At 63.7% G+C, this 26,564-nt stretch carries 24 protein-coding genes and 1 pseudogene; 7 read left to right on the forward strand and 18 right to left on the reverse strand.

Annotation, left to right across the window (positions count from 1 at the left end; genetic code table 11):
• Positions 1–422: Ada metal-binding domain-containing protein (locus tag H8B02_RS25955; RefSeq protein ID WP_229168870.1), on the reverse strand; the 422-nt coding region annotated here is incomplete at its 3' end.
• Positions 423–547: 125 nt separating this feature from the next.
• Between H8B02_RS25955 and H8B02_RS25960 the strand changes: the two genes are divergently transcribed.
• Complete coding sequence (locus tag H8B02_RS25960) at positions 548–973, forward strand: nuclear transport factor 2 family protein (RefSeq protein ID WP_229168871.1); 426 nt, start codon at positions 548–550, stop codon at positions 971–973.
• Between the two features lie 360 nt (positions 974–1,333).
• Entirely contained in the window at positions 1,334–3,541 is a 2,208-nt protein-coding gene (locus tag H8B02_RS25965; RefSeq protein ID WP_229168872.1) for a spermine/spermidine synthase domain-containing protein, read from the forward strand.
• A gap of 33 nt (positions 3,542–3,574) precedes the next feature.
• Here H8B02_RS25965 and H8B02_RS25970 read toward each other — a convergent pair whose 3' ends face one another.
• The 11 genes and pseudogenes from H8B02_RS25970 to H8B02_RS26020 all read right to left on the reverse strand — a co-directional run bounded on the left by H8B02_RS25970 (position 3,575) and on the right by H8B02_RS26020 (position 16,041).
• Complete coding sequence (locus tag H8B02_RS25970; RefSeq protein WP_229168873.1) at positions 3,575–4,519, reverse strand: polyphosphate kinase 2 family protein; 945 nt, start codon at positions 4,517–4,519, stop codon at positions 3,575–3,577.
• Positions 4,485–5,495, reverse strand: coding sequence for a branched-chain amino acid ABC transporter permease (locus H8B02_RS25975; RefSeq protein ID WP_229168874.1), 1,011 nt, complete (start codon positions 5,493–5,495; stop codon positions 4,485–4,487). The genes H8B02_RS25970 and H8B02_RS25975 overlap by 35 nt, the downstream gene beginning before the upstream one ends.
• A gap of 94 nt (positions 5,496–5,589) precedes the next feature.
• Positions 5,590–6,372, reverse strand: a pseudogene (locus H8B02_RS25980) (branched-chain amino acid ABC transporter permease); the annotation flags it as partial.
• 213 nt (positions 6,373–6,585) lie between these two features.
• Complete coding sequence (locus tag H8B02_RS25985) at positions 6,586–7,290, reverse strand: ABC transporter ATP-binding protein (protein WP_176534925.1); 705 nt, start codon at positions 7,288–7,290, stop codon at positions 6,586–6,588.
• 5 nt (positions 7,291–7,295) lie between these two features.
• Entirely contained in the window at positions 7,296–8,069 is a 774-nt protein-coding gene (locus H8B02_RS25990; RefSeq protein WP_229168875.1) for an ABC transporter ATP-binding protein, read from the reverse strand.
• A gap of 21 nt (positions 8,070–8,090) precedes the next feature.
• Positions 8,091–9,401 carry an ABC transporter substrate-binding protein gene (locus tag H8B02_RS25995; protein ID WP_229168876.1) on the reverse strand — a complete coding sequence of 437 codons (1,311 nt, stop codon included), beginning with the start codon at positions 9,399–9,401 and terminating at the stop codon, positions 8,091–8,093.
• 168 nt (positions 9,402–9,569) lie between these two features.
• Positions 9,570–12,680, reverse strand: coding sequence for a multidrug efflux RND transporter permease subunit (locus H8B02_RS26000; protein WP_229168877.1), 3,111 nt, complete (start codon positions 12,678–12,680; stop codon positions 9,570–9,572).
• Positions 12,681–12,691: 11 nt separating this feature from the next.
• Positions 12,692–13,867 carry an efflux RND transporter periplasmic adaptor subunit gene (locus H8B02_RS26005; protein ID WP_229168878.1) on the reverse strand — a complete coding sequence of 392 codons (1,176 nt, stop codon included), beginning with the start codon at positions 13,865–13,867 and terminating at the stop codon, positions 12,692–12,694.
• A 255-nt stretch (positions 13,868–14,122) separates the two neighbouring features.
• Positions 14,123–14,575, reverse strand: a complete 453-nt coding sequence (locus H8B02_RS26010; RefSeq protein WP_229168879.1) for a hypothetical protein — start codon at positions 14,573–14,575, stop codon at positions 14,123–14,125.
• Between the two features lie 207 nt (positions 14,576–14,782).
• Positions 14,783–15,787 carry an SDR family NAD(P)-dependent oxidoreductase gene (locus H8B02_RS26015; protein ID WP_229168880.1) on the reverse strand — a complete coding sequence of 335 codons (1,005 nt, stop codon included), beginning with the start codon at positions 15,785–15,787 and terminating at the stop codon, positions 14,783–14,785.
• A gap of 17 nt (positions 15,788–15,804) precedes the next feature.
• Positions 15,805–16,041, reverse strand: a complete 237-nt coding sequence (locus H8B02_RS26020; protein ID WP_092115815.1) for a DUF2798 domain-containing protein — start codon at positions 16,039–16,041, stop codon at positions 15,805–15,807.
• A gap of 72 nt (positions 16,042–16,113) precedes the next feature.
• On the opposite strand from H8B02_RS26020, the gene H8B02_RS26025 reads away from it, so the two are divergent.
• Both H8B02_RS26025 and H8B02_RS26030 read left to right on the forward strand, forming a co-directional pair.
• On the forward strand, positions 16,114–16,665 hold the full coding sequence (locus H8B02_RS26025; protein WP_229168881.1) for a TetR family transcriptional regulator: 552 nt from the start codon (positions 16,114–16,116) through the stop codon (positions 16,663–16,665).
• A gap of 328 nt (positions 16,666–16,993) precedes the next feature.
• The gene (locus H8B02_RS26030) at positions 16,994–17,560 is read left to right on the forward strand and encodes a RidA family protein (RefSeq protein ID WP_229168882.1); all 567 of its coding nucleotides are present in this window, start codon (positions 16,994–16,996) and stop codon (positions 17,558–17,560) included.
• A 97-nt stretch (positions 17,561–17,657) separates the two neighbouring features.
• Here the strand turns inward: H8B02_RS26030 and H8B02_RS26035 are convergent, their stop codons facing one another.
• Together H8B02_RS26035 and H8B02_RS26040 are read right to left on the reverse strand one after the other, a co-directional pair.
• Entirely contained in the window at positions 17,658–18,359 is a 702-nt protein-coding gene (locus H8B02_RS26035) for an NUDIX hydrolase (protein WP_229168889.1), read from the reverse strand.
• Between the two features lie 42 nt (positions 18,360–18,401).
• The gene (locus H8B02_RS26040) at positions 18,402–19,427 is read right to left on the reverse strand and encodes an ABC transporter substrate-binding protein (RefSeq protein WP_229168883.1); all 1,026 of its coding nucleotides are present in this window, start codon (positions 19,425–19,427) and stop codon (positions 18,402–18,404) included.
• Between the two features lie 167 nt (positions 19,428–19,594).
• Here H8B02_RS26040 and H8B02_RS26045 point away from each other — a divergent pair, with 167 nt between their 5' ends.
• Together H8B02_RS26045 and H8B02_RS26050 are read left to right on the forward strand one after the other, a co-directional pair.
• The gene (locus H8B02_RS26045) at positions 19,595–20,044 is read left to right on the forward strand and encodes a cupin domain-containing protein (protein ID WP_092115819.1); all 450 of its coding nucleotides are present in this window, start codon (positions 19,595–19,597) and stop codon (positions 20,042–20,044) included.
• Positions 20,045–20,327: 283 nt separating this feature from the next.
• Positions 20,328–21,653: a 4Fe-4S binding protein gene (locus tag H8B02_RS26050; RefSeq protein WP_229168884.1), complete on the forward strand. Its 1,326-nt coding sequence runs from the start codon at positions 20,328–20,330 to the stop codon at positions 21,651–21,653.
• Positions 21,654–21,656: 3 nt separating this feature from the next.
• Here H8B02_RS26050 and H8B02_RS26055 read toward each other — a convergent pair whose 3' ends face one another.
• The gene (locus H8B02_RS26055; protein ID WP_229168885.1) at positions 21,657–22,382 is read right to left on the reverse strand and encodes an SDR family oxidoreductase; all 726 of its coding nucleotides are present in this window, start codon (positions 22,380–22,382) and stop codon (positions 21,657–21,659) included.
• 19 nt (positions 22,383–22,401) lie between these two features.
• A complete protein-coding gene (locus H8B02_RS26060) occupies positions 22,402–23,292 on the reverse strand; it encodes an SDR family oxidoreductase (protein WP_229168886.1) in 891 nt (296 codons plus the stop codon).
• 91 nt (positions 23,293–23,383) lie between these two features.
• Between H8B02_RS26060 and H8B02_RS26065 the strand changes: the two genes are divergently transcribed.
• A complete protein-coding gene (locus H8B02_RS26065) occupies positions 23,384–24,232 on the forward strand; it encodes a helix-turn-helix transcriptional regulator (protein WP_229168887.1) in 849 nt (282 codons plus the stop codon).
• 465 nt (positions 24,233–24,697) lie between these two features.
• Here the strand turns inward: H8B02_RS26065 and H8B02_RS26070 are convergent, their stop codons facing one another.
• Positions 24,698–25,483 carry an ABC transporter permease gene (locus tag H8B02_RS26070; protein ID WP_229168888.1) on the reverse strand — a complete coding sequence of 262 codons (786 nt, stop codon included), beginning with the start codon at positions 25,481–25,483 and terminating at the stop codon, positions 24,698–24,700.
• Complete coding sequence (locus tag H8B02_RS26075) at positions 25,483–26,298, reverse strand: ABC transporter ATP-binding protein (protein ID WP_229168890.1); 816 nt, start codon at positions 26,296–26,298, stop codon at positions 25,483–25,485. The genes H8B02_RS26070 and H8B02_RS26075 overlap by 1 nt, the downstream gene beginning before the upstream one ends.
• Between the last annotated feature and the right edge of the window lie 266 nt (positions 26,299–26,564).

Raw genomic sequence — 26,564 nt, forward strand, 5'->3', positions numbered from 1 at the left:
TTGGCGCGCTGCACGCGGCGGGTGGTCGCGACCTGCTGCGGGCTGGCGCCGACGTGGCGCTCGAACAGCCGCCCGAGGTGGCGCGAGGTGATGCCGAGCCGGTCGGCCAACGCAGCAACCGAGCCGCGCTCAAGCGCGCCGCCGTCGATCAGCTTCAGCGCACGCGCAACCGTGGAGCGCGTGCCGTTCCACGCCGGACAGAACGGCGCCGTTTCGGGACGGCAGCGCAGGCATGGCCGATAGCCCGCCGCCTCGGCCGCGGCGGCGGTCGGGTAATAGGTGACGTTGCGCGGCAACGGGTGCTTCACCGGACAGACCGGGCGGCAATAGATCCGCGTGGTCTTCACCGCGGTGAAGAAACGGCCATCATAGTGCGCGTCGCGCCGCAGCCGCGCAGTGTTGCAGACCTCGAAGCTGAGCATGGCCGCACACTAGCGCATCACGCGATCGGGGAAAGTGGCCGGCGGTGATGAGGTCCGATTCCGGCCAGCGTGAACCGCAGCGCTGACCTAGATCGAGCCGATCGATCACCCCTGGAGACATCGCAATGACGAGCCCAACCAACAAGCAAATCGTCCTCAACGCCTGGCAGACGTTCAGGACCCGCGAAGCCAACCTGATCGCCGCATTGTTCGCACCGGATGCCGAATGGATCGCGCCCGCCCGCAACGCCACCGCGGTCGCGCTCGATCACACCGATCACATGATCGGCGCGGATGCGATCGCCCGCTTCATCGCAACCGAGATGCATCGCCTGTTCTCCGAGATCGACATCGCGTTCCGCGCCGTTCATGCCGACGGCGGCAGCGTGATCGTCGAGGAGCGCATGCGCGCGACGCTGCCTGACGGCCGGCACTACGACAACGACTACTGCTTCGTGTTCGTGGTCGAGGCAGGCCGCATCAAGCAGGTTCGGGAATACATGGATACGCGCAAGGGCTGGCAGATGGTGTTCGGAGAGGCTGCGGCGTGACGACGGCTGCGTGCGGCGCGATTCGAGCGTGACTTCGCCCGCCTTCTCGCGAGGGGAAGGCTTGCCTCCCCTTGCGGGTCGCGCAGCCTGATTGGCATCAATTAACCTATCCGCACCGTCATGGTCGGGCTCAGCCGTCCGAAGTACGGCGTCGCTTCCGCTCGCCTATGTCCCGGCCAAAACACGAGCGCAGCGAAACCTTTCCTACACCATGACAGCATGCACGGCGTCGACCAGTGACAGTTGTGGCGCGTACGCGGCCGGGTAAATCAATCTTTGCTCAACTGGTTGCATCTAGTGTGCCGGCGGCGACCGGGTGTTAGGGCGCGTCCTTTGGTTGGTTAAGGAGATATCAGGATCATGCCCACGACGAACCTGGCCGATGGGCCCAATCAGCGCCAAGCCGGCTTCAATCTCTTCCTGGTCGGATTCCTGATCCTGTTTCTCGAACTGGCCTGCATCCGCTGGTTTTCGGCCAAGGTCGTGTTCCTGCAATTCTTCACCAATATCGTGCTGCTCGCGGCCTTCCTCGGCATGTCCTGCGGCTGCCTCGCCGCGCGGCGGACCACCAACTGGCTTGCGCTGTTCCCGGGGCTCGCCCTCGTGACCTTCGCCGCCGTGGCCACGATCATGGCGCTGTATGCCAACTGGGGCCAGTTCGCGGTCGACGTCGGCCATCAGGCATCGCCGCAGGAGGTGTTTTTCGGCACCGAGTATCGCAACCCGGATCTCGCCAAGTTCGTCGTGCCGATCGAGGCGATCGCCGGGCTGTTCTTCGTACTGATCGCGCTGATGTTCGTTGGCCTCGGCCAGACGCTCGGCCGCGCCTTCGACGCCTACCCCAACCGCGTCGCCGGCTATTCGCTGAATATCGGCGGCAGCCTCGCGGGCATCGTCGGGTTCTCGCTGCTGTCGTTCGCGCAGGCACCGCCGGTGGTCTGGTTCGGCATCAGCTGCGCCGGCATCGTCTACCTGCTCTACCAGGACAAGGCGCTGTCGATCCTGCGCCTTGCGACGATCATCGTCGTGGTGGGATTTACCGCCTTCTACACCGATCGTTCCGGCAGCCACGACATCCGCTGGTCGCCCTATTATGCCGTCGACCTCAACAAATCGAACGGCGTGATCACCGTCAACAGCATCGGCCATCAGGAAATGATGCCGTTCAGCGAGCGCGGCTCGTCCTATTCGCTGATCCACCTGCTGCAGAAGCACAGCGGCGGCGCGCCGTTCAAGAACGTCATGATCATCGGCGCCGGCTCCGGCAACGACCTGGCGCACGCCTTGCGCTTCGGCGTCGAACGCATCGATGCGGTCGAGATCGATCCGGTGATCCAGAACATCGGCATCCACAACCATCCCGACAAGCCCTATCAGGACCCGAGGGTGGTGCCGCATCTCGACGATGGCCGGCATTTCCTGCGCACCACCGAACGCAAATACGATCTGGTCGTGTATGCGCTCGTCGACTCGCTGATCCTGCATAGCGGCTACGCCAACATCCGCCTCGAAAGCTATCTGTTCACCGAACAGGCGTTCCAGGACGTCCGCCGCGTGCTGAAGCAGGACGGCGTCTTCGTGATGTACAACTACTATCGCCAGGGCTGGATCGTGCAGCGCGTCGCCGAGATGGCCAAGCAGGTGTTCGGCTGCGATCCGCTGGTGCTGCCGCTGCCCTACAAGGAGACGCTGACCTCGTCGGAAGCGGTCGGCTTCACCACGATCATCGCGGGCTGCAATCCGCGCATCTCCACCGCATTCCGCGACCGCGGCCAGTTCTGGCTGAACAGCATTCCGCCGGAGAACCTGGCGGTCAACGGCTTCGACAAGCCGCAAGAAAAGGGACAGGACAAGGCTGCCGCCCAGCACGGCGACTGGGTGCCGCTGGCGCCGGCGAAACTGGTGGTCGACAATGAAGGCGCCAAGCAATCGACCAGCGACGACTGGCCGTTCCTCTATGTCAGCGGCAGGCTGATCCCCGATCTGACCGTTCGCTCGATGATCCTGCTCGGCGTGCTCGGGCTTGGCCTCGTCTATCTGTTCAAGCCGAAGGGCGCCTGGCGGCCCAACAACCGGATGTTCTTCCTCGGCGCGGCCTTCATGCTGCTCGAGACCAAGGCGGTCGTGCAGATGGCGCTGCTGTTCGGCAGCACCTGGCTGGTCAACTCGGCGGTGTTCTTCACCGCCCTGCTGCTGATCCTCGCCGCCAATTTGTATGTGATCAAGGTGCCGTCGACCCGGCTGGCGCGGCACTATGCCGGGCTGCTGGCGCTGCTGGCGGTCTCGGTGCTGGTGCCGCTCGACACGTTCCTGAGCGGCGGCATCGTCTGGCGCTACGTGATCCCGTGCGCGCTGGCGCTCGGCCCGATGTTCTTCGCCGGCGTGATCTTCGCCCGCTCGTTCCGCGACGAAGCCAATCCCGATCAGGCGTTCGGCTCCAACATCGCGGGATCTGTCATCGGCGGCCTCGCCGAATCGTGCTCGACCCTGCTCGGCTTCCGCTATCTCCTGATCGTCGCGATCGGCTTCTATCTGCTGTCCGCCTGGATGCCCTCGCGCAAGGGCTAGCGAACGCGCGGCGCGAACGGCAAACGGCGCGCGCTACTTCTTGGCGGGCGCCTTCTTCTCGGCCGCACCGCCCTTGCCTTCCGCCTCGAGCGCAGCACGGACGCGCTTGAATTCGCTCAGGTCCGCCTTGTCGACCTCGGGGAATTTCAGCTCGAGCCTGTCGAGCGCATTGACGATGGTCGAGCCGATCACGACGCGGGCGAACCATTTGTGGTCGGCGGGCACGACGTGCCAGGGCGCCTCCCCGGTCGCGGTGTGGTGGATCATGTCCTGATAGGCGGCCTGGTACTTGGCCCACAGCGCGCGCTCGGTGACGTCGGCCATCGAGAACTTCCAGTTCTTGGCCGGCTCCTCGAGCCGGTCGAGGAAGCGCCGGCGCTGCTCCTCCTTGGAGACATGCAGGAAGAATTTCAGGATCATGGTGCCGTTGCGCGACAGATAGCGCTCGATCGCCGAGATGTCCTCGAAGCGCTCGCGCCAGATATCCTTGGTCACCAGCTTCTTCGGGAGCTTCTGCTTGCCGAGCACCTCGGGATGCACCCGCACCACCAGGCACTCCTCGTAATAGGAGCGGTTGAAGATGCCGATGTGGCCGCGCTCCGGCAGCGCGATCATGGCGCGCCACATGAAATCGTGGTCGAGCTCCTTGGTCGAGGGCTGCTTGAACGAGGAGACCTCGCAGCCCTGCGGATTGACGCCCTCGAATACGCTCTTGATCGCACTGTCCTTGCCGGCGGCATCCATGCCCTGGAAGATCAGCAGCAGCGACCAGCGGTCCTGGGCGTAGAGCTTCTCCTGGAAGTCGTTGAGCCGCTTGCGATTGGCCTCGATGATCTTGCCGCCGGCGTCCTTGTCGAGGCCGCCCTTCTCGGCGGTCGGATACGACTTCAGGTGAAATTCGCCTGCCCCGTCGAAGCGGAACGGCGCGACAAAGGGTTTCAATTCATCGGCGAGCGATGGGGACGGTTTGCTGCTCATGGCCTCTCGACGGCTTGCGTGGCGATTTGATCCGGTCGATCACGCTACCAAGAATGCCCTTGGGCAGGAAGATGATGAAAAGCACCAGCAGCACGCCATAGACCAGATTGTCCCAGCCGACCGCCTTGGTGCCGAACGAAATGCGCAGCACCTCGGCCAGCACAATGGTGATGATGGCGCCGACCGTCGGCCCCAGCGCCACATAGACGCCGCCAACGATCGCCGCGAACACCATCTGCAGGGAGACCGCGATGCCGCTCACCGTGTCCGGCGAGATGAACATCTGGTACTGGCAGTAGAGCGCACCGGCGAGCGCAGTCATCAGCGCGCTGATCAGGGTGATCTTGAGCTTCTCGGCGGTGACGTTGACGCCGGCCGCTGCCGCCGCATCCTCATCCTCCGAGATCGCCTCCATGGCATGGCGGATCATGCTGCGGTCGATCGCGCGCCAGATCACGAGGCCTGCGACCCAGACCGCGAGCGCGATCAGGTACCAGGTGGTCTTGTCGTCGAATTGCAGCGCGAACAGCCCCCTGCCGCTCGGCGCGCGCTGCGGCGTGTAGCCGAGCGAGCCGCCGGTATAGTCGCGGGTCGCGGTGATGACTTGCAGCACGATGCCCGACAGCGCCAGGGTCACCAGCACGAAATAGTGCCCGGTGATGCGGAAGCGGAAGCAGGGATAGGCGACGACGAGCGCGAGCACGCCCGCGGTCGCCATGCTCAGGGGAATCCCGATCCAGGGCGAGACGCCGAGGTGATTCCACAGCAGCGCGGTGACATAGGCGCCGATGCCCATGAAGCCGCCATGGCCGAGCGAGACCAGGCCGAAGCGGCCCATGATCGACCACGACGTATAGGCGAACGACCAGATCAGGATCAGCACCAGCACGTGCAGATGATAGGGGTCGCGGTGCACGAACGGCAGCGCGACGAGCGCGAGCAGCGCGATGACCCAGCCGGCGAGCCCTCTGTTCACGAGCGCCTCGCCAGGAGCCCGCGGGCCGGATGAACATCATGACGATGAAGAAGGCGAACGCCAGCACGTAGCCCCATTCGAGATCGGAGAACAAGCCGCCGAGCGAGATGATCTCGGCGAACACGAAGGCCGCGATGAAGCCGCCGATGAAATTGCCGAGCCCTCCGAGCACGCAGATCAGGAAGGTGATCGGCCCGAACGACAGCCCGACGAACGGATGCACGTCATATTGCAGCACCAGGAGGCAGGCGGCGAGCCCGGCCAGCCCGCCGCCGATCGCCGAGGTGACGAGATAGATGCGCTTGGGGTCGACGCCCATCAGCGGCATGATCTGGCGGTCCTGCGCGATGGCGCGGATCGCGGTGCCGGTGAAGGTGCGGGTCAGGAACAGATAGACGCCGATCATGCCGACCAGCGCCGCGCCGAACGACAAGAGTCGCGCGTAGCTGAAATTCATCTCGCCGAGCGCCAGCACCGGGAGGCGGATGCCGAGGTTGCGGAAGTCGATGCCGAAGGCGACGGTGGCAAAGCTCTGCAGGATGAACAGCACGCCGCCGGTGGCAAGCAGCTGGTTGATCGGCGGCGCGGTCAGCAAGGGTGCGATGACCAGGAAATGCAGCGCGGCGCCGAGCAACGCCACCAGCAGGATGACGAGGGGCGCTGCGGCCCAGTACGGCAAATGAAACACCTGCACGAGATAGTACATGCCGTACATGCCGATCATCACGAGCTCGGCATAGCAGATCCAGGTGACGTCGATGACGCCGAAGATCAGGTTGAGCCCGAGCGCCAGGAGCGCCAGCACGCCGCCGAGCAGGATGCCGTTGATTACGGCCTCCAGCAGGTAGATGTCGAAAATGTCGAGGAACGATTGCATGGCTGTTTGGCCTTAGCTCGCGGCGTCTGCAGGCTGAATTGGCAAAACCGTCATCCTGAGGTGCGAGCCTTGCGGCGCAATTGCGCCGCTGGGCGAGCCTCGAAGGATGCACGGCCCGACTGCGGCCGATTCATCCTTCGAGGCGCGCAAGAGCGCGCACCTCAGGATGACGGGTGACCGTGTGAACGCGCCTGCTCGATCCGCTGTCATCCCCTACACCCCGAGATACGCCTGCTTGATAGTGTCGCTCGCCGCGAGCTCCGCCGCCGTGCCGGCGGCGCGGATGCTGCCGGCTTCCAAGAGATAGGCGCGGTCGACGACGCGCAGCACCTGCTGTACGTTCTGCTCGACGATCAACACCGTCAGCCCGCTGGCGCGGATGCGCTTGACCAGCTCGAACACCTGCTGCACCACGACCGGCGCGAGCCCGGCCGAGGGCTCATCGAGCAGCAGCAGTTTCGGGTTCGACATCAGCGCCCGGCCGATCGCGCACATCTGCTGCTCGCCGCCCGACATGGTGCCGGCCATCTGGTGGCGGCGCTCCTTCATGCGCGGGAACAGCTCGAACACGAAATCGAGCCGCTCGGCGTAATGCGCGCGGGCGCCCGGCATGTAGGCGCCCATCTTCAGATTGTCGGCCACGGTGAGCCGCGGAAACAGCCGGCGGTTCTCCGGCACATGCGCAATCCCGAGGCTGACGATGCGATGCGCCGGCGTCCTGACGACGTCGGCCCCCTCCATCGATATCTTGCCGTTACTCGGGCGGATCAGGCCGGAGATCACGCGCATCAAGGTGGTCTTGCCGGCGCCATTCGGGCCGATCACGCCGACCGCCTCGCCCGCCTTCACGTCGAGGCTGACGTCGAACAGCGCCTGGAAGCTGCCATAGCCCGCGTCGATCGATCGGAGCTCCAGCATGCCGGTCACGCCCCGATCCGGCGGCGCGCCTGCTCGGCGACCGCGGCAGCCAAGCTCGCATCCGCATCGGTGCCGAGATAGACCTCGATCACCCTGGCATCGCCGGCAACATCGGCCGGCAGACCTTCGGCGATCTTCTCGCCGTGATCGAGCACCATCACGCGATCGACCACCCGCATCAAGACACCCATGATGTGCTCGACCCAGATGATGGTAATGCCGAGCTCGTCGCGGATCCGGCGCAGCATGTCGGCGGCCTGGTCCATCTCGGTCTCGTCGAGACCGCCGAGGCTTTCATCGGCCAATAACAATTTCGGCCCGGTGGCGAGCGCCTTGGCGAGTTCGAGCTTCTTCAGTCCGGCAGCCCCGAGGCCCTCGACGCTGCTGTGGCGATCGGTCGGCAGGCCGACCACCGCCAGCGCGCGCTCGGCCGCCTCCTCGGCCTTGCTGCGGCTGTGGCGGCCCTGGCCGTAGAAGCCTGCGAGCACGACGTTCTCGAAAATGCTCAGGCGATGGAATGGCCGCGGGATCTGGAAGGTGCGGCCGATGCCGCTGACGATGATCCGGTGCGGGGCGAGCCCTGCGATCTCGCGGCCGTCGAACAGGATCGAGCCCTCGGTCGGCGGCAGCGTGCCCGAGAGCATGTTGAAGATCGTGCTCTTGCCCGAGCCGTTTGGGCCGATCAGGCCGAGGATCTCGCCCTGCTCGACGCGGAACGACACGTTGTTGACGGCGCAAAAGCCGCCAAACCGCTTGACCAGGCCTTCGACGGCGAGCACGGTGTCCCTTTCGCGAGCGAGCTATTTGTAGCTGTAGGTGGTGCCGGCCGGCAGCGGCAGCACGGTCTCGCGCTGCATCTGGCTCTTCGGCCACACCACATAGGATTTGTCATCGATATATTGCAGCACCACCGGAAACGAGCGCGCGTTCTGCCCGGCGTACTGCTCGTCCTCGCCATAGAACTTCACGCCGTAACCGAGCATGGTGCCGCCCTCGGGAATGTCGGTGTCGAGCGCGGCCTTGCGCAGCGCATCCGGATCGATGCCACCATACTTCTTGATCGCGCGCGGCAGCACGTCGTCGAGGAACACATAGGCGTTGGCCGCGCCGATTCCGACATGGGCGGAATGGATCGGCATGCCGGGTTTCAGCCGGTCGTACTCCTCACCGACCATCTTGATCACCGGCGGCAGCTTGGCATCCATGCCGTTCTGGTTGGCGAGCCAGATCGAGATCGGGTCGGTGTTGAAGAGATAGTTGGCGTCGGCGCCGAGACCTTCCTTCAGCTTCTCATAGACGCCATAGCCCGCGCCATGGCCGACGATGGCGCCGAATTTCAGCCCCTGCTCGCGCGCCTGGCGGAATAAGAGGGTAATGTCCGGATTGTAGCCGGTGTGGAAGATCACATCGGGCTTGGCGCGCTTCAGCTTGGTGACCAGCGCCGACAAATCGGGCGCGGTTGCCGAATAGCCCTCCTTGAGCACGATGTTGAAGCCGGCCTTCTTTGCACCGGCTTCGTTGCCCTTGGCGACGTCGACACCATAGGCGCCGTCCTCATGGATGATGGCAACGCGGAGGTCTTTCGGCTCCTTGCCGAACTTGGACATGGCGTATTGCGCGATGAAGTCGGTCGTCATCATGCCGTACTGGTTGCCGGCGGCCTGCGGGCGGAACACGTATTTGTAGTTCTTGCCGTCGAATACGCCCGAGGAGATACAGGTCGTGATCCACATGAACCTCCTCATCTGGTCGACCCGGGCTGCCACCGGCACGCATTGCGCCGAGGAGAAGAAGCCCATCACCATGTTGACCTTCTCCTGCTCGAGCAGGCGGACGGCCTCGTTGATCGCAATATCGGGCTTGCTCTGCGCGTCGGCGTAGACGGCCTCGACCTTGTAGCCCTCGACGCCGATCTTGGCGTAATGGTCGAGCATGATCTTGACGCCGGTATATTGCAGCTCGGAGCCGCCTCCGGCCAGCGGGCCGGTCAAATCGAAGATCACGCCGATCTTGATCTTCTTGTCCTGCGCATGGCCGGCACCGGCCACGCCTAGCGCCGCAAGCGCGACAGACAGACCCGCAAGCCAGCGGGCGGCCTTCCTGACCGGCATGAATCCCTCCCCAGAGATTGTGCACTGCATTTTTTGTTTTCGTTCGGCCCTATCACATGGGGAGCGGCCGATGATGTCAAGCGCGATGGCTGCGTCCGCACGGCGCAGGCCTGATCAAAGCTTCAGCAAATGGTTGCGGACGCACGGGCGGGTCGATAGCCAACCATTTCATTCCGCCGCGATCGCAGGTTCGACCGGGCGGGGAACGATCTTACGGGCTCGGCTGCGGCTGAAGCGGTGCAGCGCGAGGTAGACCACCGGCGTCGTGTAGAGCGTCAGGAATTGCGACACCAGCAGGCCGCCGACGATCGCGTATCCGAGCGGCTGGCGGATCTCCGCGCCGGTCCCATGCCCGAGCGCAAGCGGCAGGGCGCCGAGCAGCGCTGCGAACGTCGTCATCATGATCGGGCGGAAGCGTTTTAGCGCCGCCTGGAAGATCGCCTCCTCCGGGTCAATAGCCTCGGTCAGCTCGGCATGGATTGCAAAATCGATCATCATGATCGCGTTCTTCTTGACGATGCCGATCAGCAGGATGATGCCGATCAGCGCGATGACGCTGAGCTCGAGGTTGAACGCCATCAGGATGAGAAGCGCACCGACGCCAGCCGAAGGGATCGTCGAAAGGATCGTGATCGGATGGATCAGGCTCTCATAGAGCGCACCGAGGATGATATAAACCGCGATCAGCGCCGCGAGGATCAGGAGTGGCTGGGTCTTGAGCGAGTCCTGAAAGGCCTGGGCATTGCCCTGGAAGGTGGTGATCAGGGTGGCCGGGACGTTGAGGTCACGCTTTGCCTTCTCGATCGCCTCGACGGCCTGTCCGAGCGCGGCGCCTGCAGCCAGATTGAACGACAGCGTGATCGCCGGGAACTGGCCCTGATGGCTGACCGATAGCGACCGTACGGTGCGCTTTTGTTCGACCAGCGCGCTCAGCGGCACCTGCCGCCCGCTGCTGGACGGCACGTAGATCAAATCGAGCGCGCCAGGATCGAGCTGGAACTGCGGATCGACCTCCAGGATCACCCAATAACTGTTTTGCTGGGTGAAGAATTGCGCGACCTTGCGCTGTCCGAATGCATCGTAGAGCGTATCGTCGATCGCCTGGGTGGCAACGCCGAGCCGCGATGCCGTGTCTCGATTGATCTCGAGCCGCAGGGTCGGACCGGCGATCTGCTGGTCGGTCGCGACGTCGCGCAACAACGGAATTCCCTGCAAGGTGCGAAGCAGGACCGGCGCCCAGTGATCGAGCTCGTCGAGATCGCTGTCCTGGAGCGTGAGTTGATATTGCGTGCGGCTCGCGCGTCCGCCGACATTGATGTCCTGCGACGCCTGCATGAACAGCGCAATTCCCTGCACGGCGGCAAGTTTCGGCCGCAGCCGGTCGATGATCTGGCTCGCATTGGCATCGCGCTGGTCGCGGGGCTTGAGATTGACGAACATGCGGCCATTATTCATGGTCTGGTTGACGCCGCCGACGCCGACCGCCGACATCACGCCGTCGATGCCGGGATCAGCCAACAGAATGCGCTCCAGCTGCGACTGCCGCTCCAGCATGGCTGGATAGGAAACGTCCTGCGAGGATTCCGATACGGCGACGATGAATCCGGTGTCCTGCTGCGGAAAGAAGCCCTTCGGAATCAGGACATAGAGATAGCCGGCTAGGATGATGGTCGCGATGGTCGCAATCAGCGTGAGCCGCCGGTGACGCAGCACCCAGCGCAGGCCGGATACGTAAACCGCGAGCATGCCATCGAAGAACCTCTCGCTCAGAGCATAGAGCCGGCCGTGCCGCTTGCCCTTTTCCTCCTGCAACAATTGCGCGCACATCATCGGCGTCAGCGTCAGCGAGATGACGGTCGACACCAGGATCGCCACGCTCACGGTGACGGCAAATTCGCGGAACAGCCGCCCGATGATGCCGCCCATCAGCAATACCGGAATGAACACCGCGATCAGCGACAGGCTCATCGAGATGATGGTGAAGCCGATTTCGCGCGAACCCTTCAGCGCAGCCGCGAGCGGCGAGTGGCCCTGCTCCAGGTACCGCGCCACATTCTCGACCATCACGATGGCGTCGTCGACGACGAATCCTGTCGCGATCGTCAATGCCATCAGTGAGAGATTGTCGAGGCTGTAGCCGAGGACATACATCACCGCGAATGTGCCCACCAGCGACAGCGGAACAGTGATGCCGGGGATCACGGTGGCCCACCCGTTGCGCAGGAACAAAAAGATCACCATCACCACCAGCGCGATGGTGAGCATCAGCGTGAACTGAACCTCCTCGACCGAGGCGCGGATGGTCTGGGTGCGGTCGGTAACGACATGGACGTCGACGGCCGACGGGATCGAAGCCTTCAGTCGCGGCAACGCCGCCTTGATGTGCTCGACGGTGTCGATGACGTTGGCGCCGGGTTGCCGCTGAATGATGAGGATGGCCGACGGTTGTCCGTTGAAGGTGCCGGACCCGCGAATGTTTTCGGCGCCATCCACCACGGTGCTGACGTCGCCGAGCCGGACCGGCGAGCCGTTGCGCCAGGCGACGATGACCGGCCGATAGCCCGCAGCATTGAACAATTGATCGTTGTTCTCAAGCGTGAAGCCCTGGTGCTGGCCGTTCAGCGTGCCCTTGGGGGCGTTGAGCGTGGCGGTCGCGATGGCCGACCGCAGATCTTCAAGGCTCAGGCCGCGGCCCGCGAGTTCGAGCGGATTGGCTTCGACGCGCACGGCGGGCTTCTGTGCGCCGGCGATCAGCACGGCACCGACCCCGTCGACCTGGGAAAGTTGCTGCGCGAAGATGTTGTCGGCAAGATCGCTGACCGTCGTCATCGGCAGGGTGTCCGAGGTCATCGCCAGCACCATCACCGGCGGGTCCGACGGATTGGTCTTCCGATAGGTCGGCGGTGACGGCAAATTCTTCGGCAATTGCCCACCGGCGGCGTTGATCGCGGCCTGCACATCCTGTGCAGCGGCGTCGATATTGCGGGCAAGGTCGAACTGGATCGAGATCACCGATATTCCAATGCCGCTCACGGAGGTGAGCTGGGCTACGCCCGACATCTGCGCCAGTTGCCGCTCCAGCGGGCTTGCCACCGAAGAGGCCATCGTCTCCGGGCTCGTGCCTGGCAACTGGGCCGTCACCTGAATGGTAGGAAAGTCGACCTGCGGCAGCGGCGCGACCGGCAACAGCAAATAAGCGACGAGGCCGACCATTGCGAGACCCGACATCGCCAGCGCAGTTGCGATCGGACGTCGGATAAAGGGCTCGGAAATATTCATCACGTGTCGCCTTATTCACGGCCCCGGGCCGTGGACGCGGCGCGCTCCCGTGCGGGAGCCATCGGCGCGGTCGCGACGCGGGCGCCGGGCCGGAGCTTGTAATGGCCGTCGACGACGATGGTTTCATGGGCAGCGAGGCCGCTCTCGATCAGCGCCTCGCCGTTGCTGCTGGCGGCGATCCGCACGAGGTGGGCTTCGACCGTGGAATCCTGCCGGACGACGAACGCGTAGCTGCCGTTAGGTCCCGATTGCAGCGCGGATTCCGGCACGACCGGTCCGCGGCGGACGCCGAGCAGCAGGCCGGCGCTGACGAATTGGCCGGGCCAGAGCCGCCCGTCGAGATTTTGAAAGATCGCCTTGAGCCGGATCGAGCCGGTGCCTTGATCGATCTGGTTGTCGATCAGCTCGAGACGGCCTTCGGCAAGCTTGATGCGGTCGTCCTGATCATACGCCGATACGACAAGCGCCCCGCCCCGCATCGCATCGACGATCTCCGGGAGATATTTTTGCGGCAAGGTGAAGATCACGCCGATCGGCGCCACTTGCGTGATGACGACAAGTCCGCCCGGATCGGAGGCATGAACAATGTTGCCCTGATCGATCAGGCGAATGCCGGTGCGGCCGGCGAGTGGCGAGACGATCGTTGTATAGCCCAGCTGCACGCGCGCATTGTCGATCACCGCCTGATCATGCGCGATCGCAGCCTGATATTGCGCGACCAGCGCTTCCTGGGTATCGACGCTCTGGCGGGTGGCGAACTCCTTGACCACGAGCTTGCTGTAACGCTCCAGGTCCAGCCTGGCATTGGCGAGCAGCGCTTCGTCGCGCGCCTTGTCGGCCTCGGCCTGATGCAGTTGCGCCCGATAGGGGCGCGGATCGATCTGCGCTATCAGGTCGCCGACCTGTACATCCTGGCCTTCGCGAAAGGCGATCTTTTGCACCTCGCCATCGACGCGCACTTTCACGGTCACGGTGTTGTAGGCCTGGACCGTGCCGAGTCCTACCCGCGAAATCGCGAAGTCCTGATCCTTCACCACACCGGCCGTCACAGGCACAGGCCGCGCAGGTGCGGTATTCGCGGCCGGTTTCATGACGCTGGACGGAATGCCTTCGCGCCACAGATAAGTGCCTGATACCGCAAGCACGGCTGCAGACAGGCCCGCAATCCACAGTTTAGGAGCGTTCATCGTGTTGTCCTGTCATGGAAGGGGCTGACTTGTCCTTCCGCTGGCGCGTCCCCCGGAACGGGATTATTATTTATACGACGTATAACTTATACGACGTAAAAGCAAGGGCTGATGCCGCGGAACGCCGATCGGGGGCTTGGCTCACAGGATCTTGAAGGCCGCCGACGCCCGGTGGCAGTCGGACGGCGAGAAGGCGGAGCGCGACTACGCTGTGCACCAGACCGAAGACCGAGCATGGCCGCTCGGGGTTCAGAACTAGTCTACCGAGAAAAGAAAAGGACTGACTGAAACGAGCGGCGTTCCGTCGCTCGTTTGCTTCACTCGAAATTCTATTTCCTTTTCCGCGCTCGTATCCAGAACGCTAACGGACAGTATCGCAATGCACGTGACTTCTCGCGTTGCCTTGTCCCTTGACTTCACGAGTATCGTGCCATCCAGGCTGTAGGCAGCGCTTTTCTTTGCACCGTCCAAGATCGCCGACTTTTCAGTTTCCGATTTCGCAGCATTCATCATTGCTTCAAGCGAACTCGAGTATTTGAGAGTGAAAGTCACCAGCTTATTATTCTGATCGTCCGAAAATGTCTTGAGTACCGAACTGCGGGCATTCGAAGAACGACACTCCTGCTCCGCAATTTGATCCGCTTCGCCACAGCCGCTCAACAAGAGCAGCAGAACGGAGCGTGCCAGAAGCGCCTGCCCTTCCCTCATAGGTCTCATTGGAGTGCCCGCGTCGGATGGCCCCGATACGCTGCGCCAGACCGACGACAGAGCGTGACCGCGGGCAGATTGTTGCGCCGGAATTTCGGTCGGCCGTGCCGTTGCACGGCCTCGATCCAAAGCGCGCCATCCCGGCGCCGCAACGGTCGGATTCCGCTTCGATCTGGGCCGAGCGCCTCATCAAAGCGCCGGTCTATACTATTTGAATTCGGCGGCATGGAGTTTCACGAAATCGCGCGTGTTCACCGGTGCTTCGCCCGTGAGCTTGTATATGGTGTCCGTCATGCGGTCGTAACGCCCCTGCCTGTTCAACTCGGTCATGGCCGAGAGATGGCTGACGACGTGCTCGGGAAACCCCGCCCGCCGAAGGCCTTCGCTCCAGGCCGCGAGCGGGACGTCGCGATATCGGATGGGCCTGCCGAGCGCCTCGGAAAATGCACGCGCATGGTGGTCCAGATCGGCGGATTCCGGCCCCGTCAGATCGTAGATTCGTCCGATATGTGGTGCGGGATCGTCGAGGATGACAGCGACCGCGCGCGCCACATCGACCGCCGAGATCGGCGAGGTCTTGCCATCGCCCATCGGAAGCGCCAACTCGCCGGAGGCCCGCACGCCGGCGGCGGCGAGGATCAGAAAGAAGCCCTCAAGGAACACTGTCGGCCGCACCGTGACGACAGGCAGTCCCGACCAGGCCAGAGCCTGCTCCGCCAGCCAGTGCAGCCTGTGCTGCGGGCTGTCGGTGGTCTCGTTGATGCCCATCTGCGAGACCGTCATCTGCGACATGTTCACGAAAGCCTCAATGCCGTGGTGCCGCGCCACCGCGGCAGTGTTGATCGTGGCTTCCAGGTAAGCCGCCGAGACAGACATACCGAAATAGATACGCCGGCAACCTTCGACGGCGCGGTGCATCGAAGCGAGGTCCGTCAGGTCGCCTTTGACGACCTCTGCGCCGAGCCGCCGCAAGGCTTCGGCGCGCGCGTCCTCCCGCCGAACCAAGGCGCGCACCTTGTGGCCATTCCTGAGCAGGAACTCGGTGAGGCTGCGGCCGATGCCGCCCACAGCGCCGGCTGCTCCGGTCACGAGAATCGGCTTGTCGTGCTTATGTTTCGTCGTCATGTTTGCTGACCCTTGGGTTGCGTTCAAAGGACGAACTGGCGTGATGTCTGCGATGCCCGGGGGCTTGAACCCGGAGACGGTGCGCATTGTGCTGCGACCCGACCTCAGCGCGTCGGCAACCCGGCCTGCCGCATGACGAAGCGCTGGATCCGCGGGATGACGATGATCAACATCGGGACGATCACGACGTAGCTCGTTGCTGCGGCCTTCAGCCAGCGCAGGGCGAAATCGGGCTGGAACCCATAGTTCATGGCGAGACCGACGAACGACATGCTGGTCGACGTGATCAGGCCGGTGATCAAGGAGATCGAGGGTCCAATCAGTTTCGGGGAAAGGGCCATTTGCTTGCTCCTGGGTAAGGGGTTATTATTTATACGACGTATAACTTATACATTGTAAAAGCAAGAGGGCCAATGCCGAGAACTGCCGATCCGGAGCTGCCTCACAGGATCTTGAAGGCCGCCGACACGCTGTGGCAGTCGGGCGGCGAGGAGGCCGTGACGATCCGCGGCGTGGCCGCGGAAGCAGCCACCACGACGCCGACGGTCTATAGCTACTACGCCGACCGGGAGGCGTTGCTGACGGCGTTACGCACGCTGGCTTTTCAGCGCTTCTCGGCCTACCTCGCAAAATCCCGCGACTTTCAGGACACCTGCGTACGGCATCTCGAGTTCGGCAGCACCCATCCCCGCGATTATGAATTGCTCTACGGGCGCGGCTGGATGGAGCGCGTCACCACGGGTGCGCAGGCCGGCGAGATCGAACGATACACCACCCATATCGTGCGCGCCGGTATCGATGAAAGCAGGGCCGCGCACATCGCCTATCCGATCATGATGATGCTGCACGGCGTGGTGATGCATCGGCTGTTGAACAAGAAGCCGGGTCCCCTCGGCCGGACGATTGCAGCAGCCTGTCTCGACGCCTGCATGACCCTGCTCGAAAGTGCGCGGCAGGGGAAATAGCAGATTGCGATTTAGAACCCGCGGAGACGATTGAAGAAATCCATCACCATGTCGACCTTCTCCTGCTCGAGCAGGCGGGCGGCCCTCCTGACCGGCATGAATCCCTCCCCAGAGATTGTGCACTGCATTTTTGCTTTCGTGCCGTCCTATCACAGGGGGAGCGGCCGATGATGTCAAACGCGATGGCTGCGTCGCCACGGCGCAGGCTTGCGCAAAGTTTCGGCGAAGCGCTGCCGACGACCTTTCAGACCGGAGAACTACGGAGGGCAGCTTCGCTATTTCTGACTTATCCTGAGGCCTGCGAAGTAGCTGTCATCGGAGGCGACACATGACTCATATGCTTTGCAGAACGAGACTCATCTCGTGGTTCGGTGCGTGCGTGCTTGGATTGGGAGCGTGGCTTGCCGCTTCGTCAGGTACGGTGGCGCAGAATTCACCTTCCGCCGAAGCCAGGCTGAAGGAGTTGAACATTACGCTGCCGCCCGTGCCGACACCGGTCGCCAACTACGTCGATGCGGTCCGGGTCGGCAATCTGCTCTTCCTCGCAGGAAACACCCCGGCTGCCGACTGGAAGTACAAGGGCAAGGTGGGCAAGGACCTCACCGTGCAGGAAGGTTATGACACGGCCCATCAGGTCGGCCTGATCATGTTGGCGAAGGTGCGCGTCGCACTTGGGAGCCTCGATCGCGTCAAGCGCGTGGTCAAGGTCTTCGGGATGGTCAATTCGGCCGAAGGCTTTGGTGATCAGCCGAAAGTCGTGAACGGCTTCTCCGATTTGATGGTGGAGATCTTCGGCGAGGCGGCCGGCAAACACGCGCGATCTGCTGTTGGAATGGTGGGCCTTCCATTCAACAACGCTGTGGAGGTCGAGATGATCGTTGAAGTGGCCGAGTGATCCGCCAAACGTTGCTTCAGGTCACAAGCCGTCGATGACGACCGATCCAGACAACGACCGCTTCACCCTCTGAAGCTGACTCTTGTGACTACACACCCTACGCAGGCAGCTGCGTTTCGAGGAACGCGGTGACGAAGCGCGGCATTGCGGAGTTGAGATCGGCGCGGCTGCGCACCAGATGGATGCCGGCGAGTTCGGGATTTTTCTGAAGCGCGAGATTGGATTCGATGCGCGCACGCAGGGTGTCAGCGGGCATGTCGACGCGCAGGATCTGCATCATCGCGAGCGCAACGCCGGTGTAGATACAGTGCCAATCGGCATCCGCCCGGCAATCCGCTGCGGTAAGACCGGTCTCCTCCTCAAGCTCCCGCATCACGCTGCCGGCGATATCGACCGTCTCGCCGCTGATGTCGTCGAGATCGGGCGTGCCGGAGGGAAAATAGATGCGTCCGGCATTCGCGGTCTGCTCGCCCATCACGCCACACACGAAGGCGCCGTCGCTCGCGAGCAGCGCGCCCATGCCGAAGCCGTTGAAGACCTCATTGTCGGGAAAGCCCCAGTCGCGCCAGGCAAGGAAGCTTGCGAAATCGGTCTCGAAATAGCTCGCGCTGAGCCGCTCGCCGGCAAACATCGGATCGCGCCCGAGCAGGACGCGGCCGTTCCACAGGTTCGGGTTCAGCCGCTGCTGCTCGGTGAAATGCGCGTCGATCTCGGCGCGCCGCTCGTCCGCGAACGGCCAGGGACGCCGCTGCAGCGCCAGGTCGAGCGCGGTGACGCGACAAATCAGCGGAGACTGCATGTCACTCACCGCAAACTCATTTCGGCATGATCTCCGCGCAAATTACTTCGCGCTTCCGGTCGTCTTCTTGACCTGATCGACGTATTTGTTGGTGTAGGTCCTGGTGACATCGATGCCGGCCTTCGCGACCTCAGGCGAGCCCTCGCTGAACACCGCGAGCACGGCTTCGGCGCCCTTGGGATCCATCTTGCCGGTTTCCGAATACATCGGGATCGTGTTCTTCAGCGCTGCGAGATACTGCGCCCTGTCCTTTCCGACGATCTCGTCCGGCATCTTGGCCATGATGTCTTCGGCGGTGTGCGAATGGATCCAGGCCAGCGTCGCCATGATGGCATTGGTCAGTGCCTGCACCTCCTTCTCGTGGCCGTTGACCCAGGCCGCGGTCGAATAGAGCGCGCCACCGGGATATTCGCCGCCGAACACCGCAAGCGTGTCGTGCTGGGTACGGGTGTCGCTCAGGATCTTGAGATCGGAATGGCTGCCCTGCAGAACGGTGACGGCGGGATCGAGCATCACGGCAGCGTCGATCTGGCCCTGCTCCATCGCCGCGACCGCCGTCGCGCCGAGGCCGACGCCGATTACGGCGACACCCGTGGGGTCAAGGCCGTTCTTCTTCAAGAGATACTTCAGGAAGAAGTCGGTCGAGGAGCCCGGTGCGCTGACGCCGACCTTCTTGCCGGCGAGATCCTTAACCGCATTGATTTCGCCGGTGTGCTTGGGCGAGACCACCAGCACGAGGCCGGGATAGCGGTCATAGACCACGAAGGCCTGCAGCTCCTGCTTCTTGGCCGCGAGGTTGACGCAGTGGTCGAAATAGCCGGAGACGACGTCGGCGCTGCCGCCAAGCACGGCCTTCAGCGCATCCGAGCCGCCCTTGAGGTCGACCAGCTCGACCGCAAGCCCGGCCTTGTCATATTCGCCAAGCTGCTTGGCCAGCACGGTGGGCAGATAGCACAGGCAGGCGCCGCCCCCGACCGCGATGGTGATCTTGCTTTGCGCCGCGGCAAGGCCCGAGGACAGGGTCAGCGCCAGCAGCGTTCCGGCAAGCTTGCCCAGCAGTTTGTTCATGACGTCCTCCGTTCGACTGGCCGGCAAGATAGAGGAGCAAGCCTGCCTTGAGAAGGCGACTTTCCGGTTACTGGTCAAGCCTGCGGCCACGGCATAGCATCGCGGATACAGGAAAACGCCGAACAAGCACCAAGAATATTTCAAGGGAAACACCAAGGGAGGTCTTCATGAATCGTCTTGCAACCGCGCTGTCGATTGCCGCGGCCTTCGCCGCCGGCTGTGGCGTCACCCATCTGCTGCGGCCGGCGCTCGCGGCCGAGAGCATCACCGCGCAGGTCATCCACACCGGCGAGATGGAGGGCGACAAGCTCGGCGACGCCAACAAGGTCGGCTTCCGCTCCAGGACGTTCGTCTCGGCCGACGGCGCCACCGTCTCGATTCAGGACGGTAACGTGCCGAAGCACATGCACCCCAACACCAACGAGATGCAATTCGTGCTCGAAGGCACCGGCACGGTCTGGCTCGGCGACAAGGAAGTGACGGTCAAGCCGGGCGATTTGATCGTGATCCCGAAGGGCACGCCGCATGGCGGCAACAAGCCGAACGGCCGCGCCATCAAGTCGATCGCGATCAAGACGCCACCGCAGGCGCCTGACGATACCAAACTGCTGGATTGACGACGGTCCGTCAGCCGTCATCGCGAGGCGCGTCCGACCGTGCAAGCACCTCACCCTGAGGAGGCCGCGAAGCGGCCGTCTCGAAGGGTCGACGGCCCGACTGTGGCCGTCCATCCTTCGAGGCTCGCTCCGCTCGCACCTCAGGATGACGGTGCTTGCAAGGGCTCATAGCTGTCAGGCGAGCAACTGACGGTTCCATGACACCACGATCAACGGATTATTCACTTGCCTCACCTCCGCTCGCTCCATAATATTATGATCGTCATTTTATAGAGAGCGAACCATGAGCCTGGACGATCACCCCACGGTCAGGGCGGTGCGCGCGCGCAGCAGCCAGCACGTTCACGACGTCCCGGTTTCTTCGGAACTGCTCAAGCGGATCGCGCGCGAGTGCGGAGCCGATGACGTCGGCATCATCGAGTTCGACCGGGCGGCCATCGCGCCGCAGCGGGACTTCATCCGCAAGGTCTATGGCCGGACGCGTTCCCTGCTTGCGATCGTGTGCCACATGAACCGCGAGCCGGTGCGCTCGCCTTCGCGCTCCGTCGCCAACGAGGAATTCCACGGCACCTACGATCACGTCAACGAAACCGCGCGTGCCATCGTTCGCGCGCTCGACGAGCACGGTATCCCGGCCTGCAATTCCGTCGCCGCCTTCCCGATGGAGATGGACCTGCCCCGGATCATGATGGTCCAGCACAAGCCGATCGCGGTGGAAGCAGGCCTCGGCCGGATGGGAATCCATCGCAGCATCATCCACCCGAAATTCGGCAGCTTCGTCCTGCTCGGCACCGTCCTGCTCGGATGCGAGGTGGACGCCTTTGACCAGCCGATCGACTACAATCCCTGCCTGGAGTGCAAGCTGTGCGTGGCCGCCTGCCCGGTCGGCGCCATCAAGCCTGACGGCGGCTTCGATTTCCTGTCCTGCCACACCCACAATTATCACGACTTCCTCGGCAACTTCACGCAGTGGGTGGAGAAGGTCGCGGATTCCAAGGACGCGAAGGATTATCGCGCCCGCGTCCCCCGCACCGAGACGTTGAACATCTGGCAATCGCTGTCGTTCAAGCCGGGCTACAAGGCGGCCTATTGCATCTCGGCCTGTCCTGCCGGCGAAGACGTGATCGGCCCATTCCTGCATGATCGGGACGCGCATTTCGCCGACGTGGTGCAGCCGCTGATCGACAAGGACGAGTTCGTCTACGTGATCCCGGATACCGACGCCGAGGACACGGTGACGCGGCGCTTTCCGCACAAGAAGGTCCAGCATGTCACGTCCGGCCGCCATACCGGCAGCATCCAGGCCTACATCTTCTCGCTCTCGCTCGGATTTCAGCGCGGCAGGGCGCGCGGTCTGGATTTCGTGACGCATCTGCGCTTCACCGGGGCAAGCGCGCTGGACATGACAGTCGTGATCAAGGGCAAGGATCTGCAGGTGGTGCCGGGGCGTCATATCGGCGACGCGGCCTTGAACATCACCGCCGATACCCAGGCATGGCTGCGCATCCAGAACCGCGACCTCGACCTGGCCGACGCGATTGCCTCAGAGCTGGTGAGCTACAGCGATGAGAAGCTGTTCGCGGCCTACATGCGATGCTTCCCGCTGTAACGATCACACCAACAATCCACCGCCATCCACCGCAAGAATCTGCCCGGTCACGTAGCTGTTCAGCATCAGATAGACATAAGCCGCGGCCGCCTCGCTAGGCGATGCGGCGCGCGGTAACGGCAAACCTGCCACGTAGCCGTGCACCCTCTCCTCCGGCATCTGCTTGACGCGCTCAGTGAGAATGAGCCCCGGGCAGACGGCATTGACGCGGACCGGCGCAAGATCGACGGCAAGGCCGCGGGCGAGGCTCTCCATGGCACCCGCGGCCGCGGTAACAAACGGCATCCCCTTTTGCGGGCGGTGTGCCAGCAGGCCGCCGGTCAGCGCGATCGATCCGTTCGCAGCGATCACACGGCTGGCGTGCTTGACCGCCGCGAGCGAGCCCCAGAAGCGAAGGGTCAGGGCCTCGCGCGCGGCGACGAGATCGAGATCACGCGTGGCACCGAACGCCGGGAGGCCCTGATCGCCCGCCGTGATCGCGAGGTGATCGAAGGCGCCGACCTGCTCGAAGAAGCGCGATACGCTTGCTTCGTCCCGCAGATCGACGGTCATGCCCGAAGATCCTGGCAGCCGCGCGACCGCGGCATCGACATTGGCCGCCTTGCTGGAGGCAATCACCACCTCCGCGCCCTGCTCCCGCGCGAGCGCAGCGACCGCGAAGCCGATCCCCGACGATCCTCCGATTGCGATCACGCGCTTGCCCGCGAGCGACATCTTGGCGTCTGTCATGGCCCGTCCTCCGCCACAGCTACGCGAAATAAGCGGGGTGATCGATGTCGGCGATCAGCCCAGGCTGCTGCGGCTGCCAGTCGAGCCGCGCGCGCGTCCGCGCACTCGAGGTCGGCACATCGAAGGCGACGAACCTCCCGAACATGCCGAAGTGCTCGGCCGCCTCCTCTGAAGACTTCGACACCAGCGGAACGTTGAGCCGGCGGGCGATGACCTCGGCGATCGCCTTGAACGGCACGCCCTCGTCGGCGACGGCATGGAATGGGCCGCCTTCGACGCCGCACTCGAGCGCGAGCCGGTAGACGCGCGCCGCATCCAGCCGATGCACGCCGGGCCAGCGATTCTGTCCCTCACCGATATAGGCCGAGACGCCCTTCTCGCGCGCAAAAGCGACGAGGCGCGGCACGAAGCCGTGGTCGCCATGACCATGCACCGAGGGCGGCAGCCGCACGACTGCCGCAGGTACGCCGCGCGATGCCACGGCCATCGTCGTCGCCTCGGACGCACGCGGATAGGCCTCGGAGACGGGAATCGGCGGATCCTTTTCGGTCGCAACGCGACCCTGTGCCACCCGTGCGACGCCCGAGGTGGTAATCAGCGGACGTTTCGAGCCTTCGAGCACCGCGCCCAAGGTCTCGATGGCACGGCGGTCATCCGCGCAGTTCTGGGCGAACTTCGAAAAGTCATGGTTGAAGGCGCAATGGATCACCGCATCCGCTTGTGCGGCGCCGCACTTCAGGCTGTCCAGATCTTCGAGCGTTCCGTAGTGAACCTCGGCGCCGGCGGCGGCGAGCGCTTCCGCGCCCTTGTCGGAACGGGTCATGCCGAGCACCCGATGGCCGGCGGCAATCAGATCGTCAGTGACGGCCGAGCCGACCCAACCGGTGGCTCCAGTGACAAACACACGCATCAGCAATCTCCAGGTTTTGCTGGAGACAAATTTGGGCGGCCCGGCTATCGTGGTAAAGTAGTGACCTTATCATGGTATAATGGCTAACAGGATGAGCGAGCCGCTCGCGCAAGAGAATCTGCTCGGCGCCTATCTGAAGGACCGCCGCAGCAAGCTCGATCCTGCAACGTTCGGCTTTCCGCCGGAGCGGCGGCGCACGCCGGGCCTGCGCCGCGAGGAAGTGGCGCAGCGCGCCAACATCTCGGCGACCTGGTACACCTGGCTCGAGCAGGGCCGCGGTGGCGCGCCGTCAGCCGATGTGCTGGACCGCATCGCGCGTGCGCTGATGCTGACCGATGTCGAGCGCGAGCATCTGTTCCTGCTCGGCCTCGGCCGCACGCCCGAGGTGCGCTATCAGAAGAGTGAGGGCGTCTCACCGCGGCTGCAGCGCGTGCTCGACGCGTTGGAGCCACGCCCGGCCATCATCAGGACCGCGACATGGGATGTCGTCGCCTGGAATCGGGCGGCGACCGTGATGCTGACGGACTACGGATCGCTGCCACCGCGCGAGCGCAACGTACTGCGCTTCATGTTCCTCGATCGGCGCGTCCGCGCCGCGCAACACGACTGGGCCAGCGTGGCGCGCTTCGTCGTTGGCGCCTTCAGGGTGGACGCGATGCGCGCCGGTGCGGCCGCCGAGGTGCAACCTTTTGTCGATGAGCTCTGCCGGCTCAGCCCGGAATTCGCGGCGCTCTGGCGCGACAACGACGTGCGAACCCATGGCGAGGGCGTCAAGCAGCTCCGGCATCCGGTCCTCGGCCCGGTCAAGTTCGAATACTCAGCGTTCGCCGTCGATGGCCGGTCCGACCTCAGTATGATCGTCTACAATCCTGTCGACCCGGAGGTGGCGGAGAAGATCCGCGGGCTGATGGACGCCGCGCCGGCAGACGAACGGAGCTGATCGGCGCCGCCATTCGCAACACCAAACGTGAATTGAATCGCTCCTTTGACACGACCTACGGTATAGTGCCCTACCACCGAGCCAACGGTGGATGGGAGAGGATTGTCATGAAAGCCTCGTCACTTTTGGTCGCGGGCCTAGCTGTCGCAATCTTGTCGATTGCATCTGCGAATGCGCAGACCAAACACAAACTCACCACGCAAGCCACCGCGGACACACACTCGCCTGGTTGCTCCGTCACCGGCAGGTGGCCTACACCGGTGGTTTGCTGGCCAGCGGGCGTCAAACGTTTCCATAGCTTCAACGAATGCAGGGAATCCTTCCTCAAGTTAGGCCATGACCCCCATGGCATCTCGTGGTGGTGCACCAGCCAGGGATACAAGAGCTGACGGTTTCGCACCCGGAATGCATAGAGGCCGCCTTCGTTCGCGGCCTCTTTCGTTCCGGACGTGTCAAGCTTGTGTGTTAATCCCGCGTCACGGCCGTCGGCCGCCAGACCAGAAGCCGCTTCTCCACGACAGTCACCGCCATGTCGATCAAGATGACGAAGGCGGACAGCACGAACATGCCGGCGAACACGCCGGCGACGTCGAACACGCCTTCAGCCTGCTGGATCAGGTAGCCGAGGCCGGCCGCTGAGCCGAGATATTCGCCGACCACCGCGCCGACCACCGCAAAGCCGACCGAGGTATGCAGCGAGGAGAACATCCACGACAGCGCCGAGGGCCAGTAGACGTGGCGCATCAGCTGCCGCTCGTTCATGCCGAGCATGCGGCCATTATCGAGCACCGTGGTCGGCACTTCCTTGACGCCCTGGTAGACGTTGAAGAACACGATGAAGAACACCAGCGTGACGCCGAGCGCGACCTTGGACGAGACGCCGAGCCCGAACCACAGCGCGAAGATCGGCGCCAGCACCACGCGCGGCAGCGCGTTGACCATCTTCACATAAGGATCGAACACCGCGGCGACACGCGGCTGCCGCGCGAACCAGAAGCCGACAAGGATGCCGCCGACCGAACCGATCACGAAGGCGAGGATCGATTCCCACAAGGTGATGGCAAGATGCTTCCAGATCACCCCGCTCGAGAACCACTTTACAATTTGGCTGAAGACGTCGACCGGATTGGAGAAGAAGAACGGCGGCAGCAGCACCTTGCCGAAAACGGGCACGGTGGATAAGAACTGCCACAAGGCCAGCGTGACGACGGCGACCAAAACCTGCAAAGCCAGCAACGTCACCCGCGACATCAGGCGGCTCCCGCCTGCGTCGACTGGACATAGCCCTTCATCACCTCGTCTTTCAGCACGCCCCAGATCTCGCGGTGCAGGGCATGGAAATCCTTCTCCATCCGGATTTCGGCGATATCGCGCGGCCGCGGCAGCGTGATGCGCCAGTCGCCGATGATGCGCGCGGAAGGGCCGGCCGACATGATTACGACGCGGTCGGCAAGTGCGATCGCTTCCTCGAGGTCGTGGGTGACGAACAACACCGCCTTGCGGTCGGCGGTCCACAATTCCAGCAGCAGATTGCCCATGATCTGCCGCGTCTGCGCGTCGAGCGGGCCGAACGGCTCGTCCATCAGCAGGATCTTCGGATCGCGGATCAGGACCTGCGCGAGCGCGACGCGCTTGCGCTGGCCGCCCGACAGCATGTGCGGATAGCGGCCGGCGAAGGCGCCGAGCCCGACCGAGGTCAGCCACTGCTGCGCGCGCGCGAGCGCGTCCGTCCGCGGCGTACCCCGGATCTCGAGCCCGATCGCGACATTGTCGATCGCGGTCTTCCACGGGAACAGCGCGTCGGCCTGAAACAGATAGCCCGCGTCGCGGTTGAGGCCACTGAGCGGCTTGTCGAAAATCCGCGCCGACCCGGCCGCCGGTTTCAACAGCCCCGCGGTGACGCTGAGCAGCGTGGATTTTCCGCATCCGGTCGGACCGACAATGGCGACGAACTCGCCATGCGCCACCGAAAGATTGGCCTGTTCGACCGCGGTATAGACGCGTCCATCCGCCAACCGAAACGCCACCGTCGCACTGTCAAGCGCGACCGCCGTCGGCTCCGTCATCGCCACGCATTCCTCCCGAATATCAGGCAAATGGCTTAGCGGTTCGCTCGGGCAAGTTCAACGCAGGAAGATGGCGCAGGACGCGTGCTGAGGGACCGCGGTCACGCGATTTTCAGACAGGCCGGGTGGCGCACTGCGCAACCGGGGTTGCGCATCGCACCGACTTCGTCGAGGCTGCGGGCCAAAGCGTTGGACAAGGAGACAATCATGCGGATCGCAGTGGTGGGCGCCGGAGGCGTCGGCGGCGGCTTTGGCGCGGCGCTGGC

This window comes from Bradyrhizobium altum, from assembly GCF_020889705.1.
Lineage (GTDB): Bacteria > Pseudomonadota > Alphaproteobacteria > Rhizobiales > Xanthobacteraceae > Bradyrhizobium > Bradyrhizobium altum.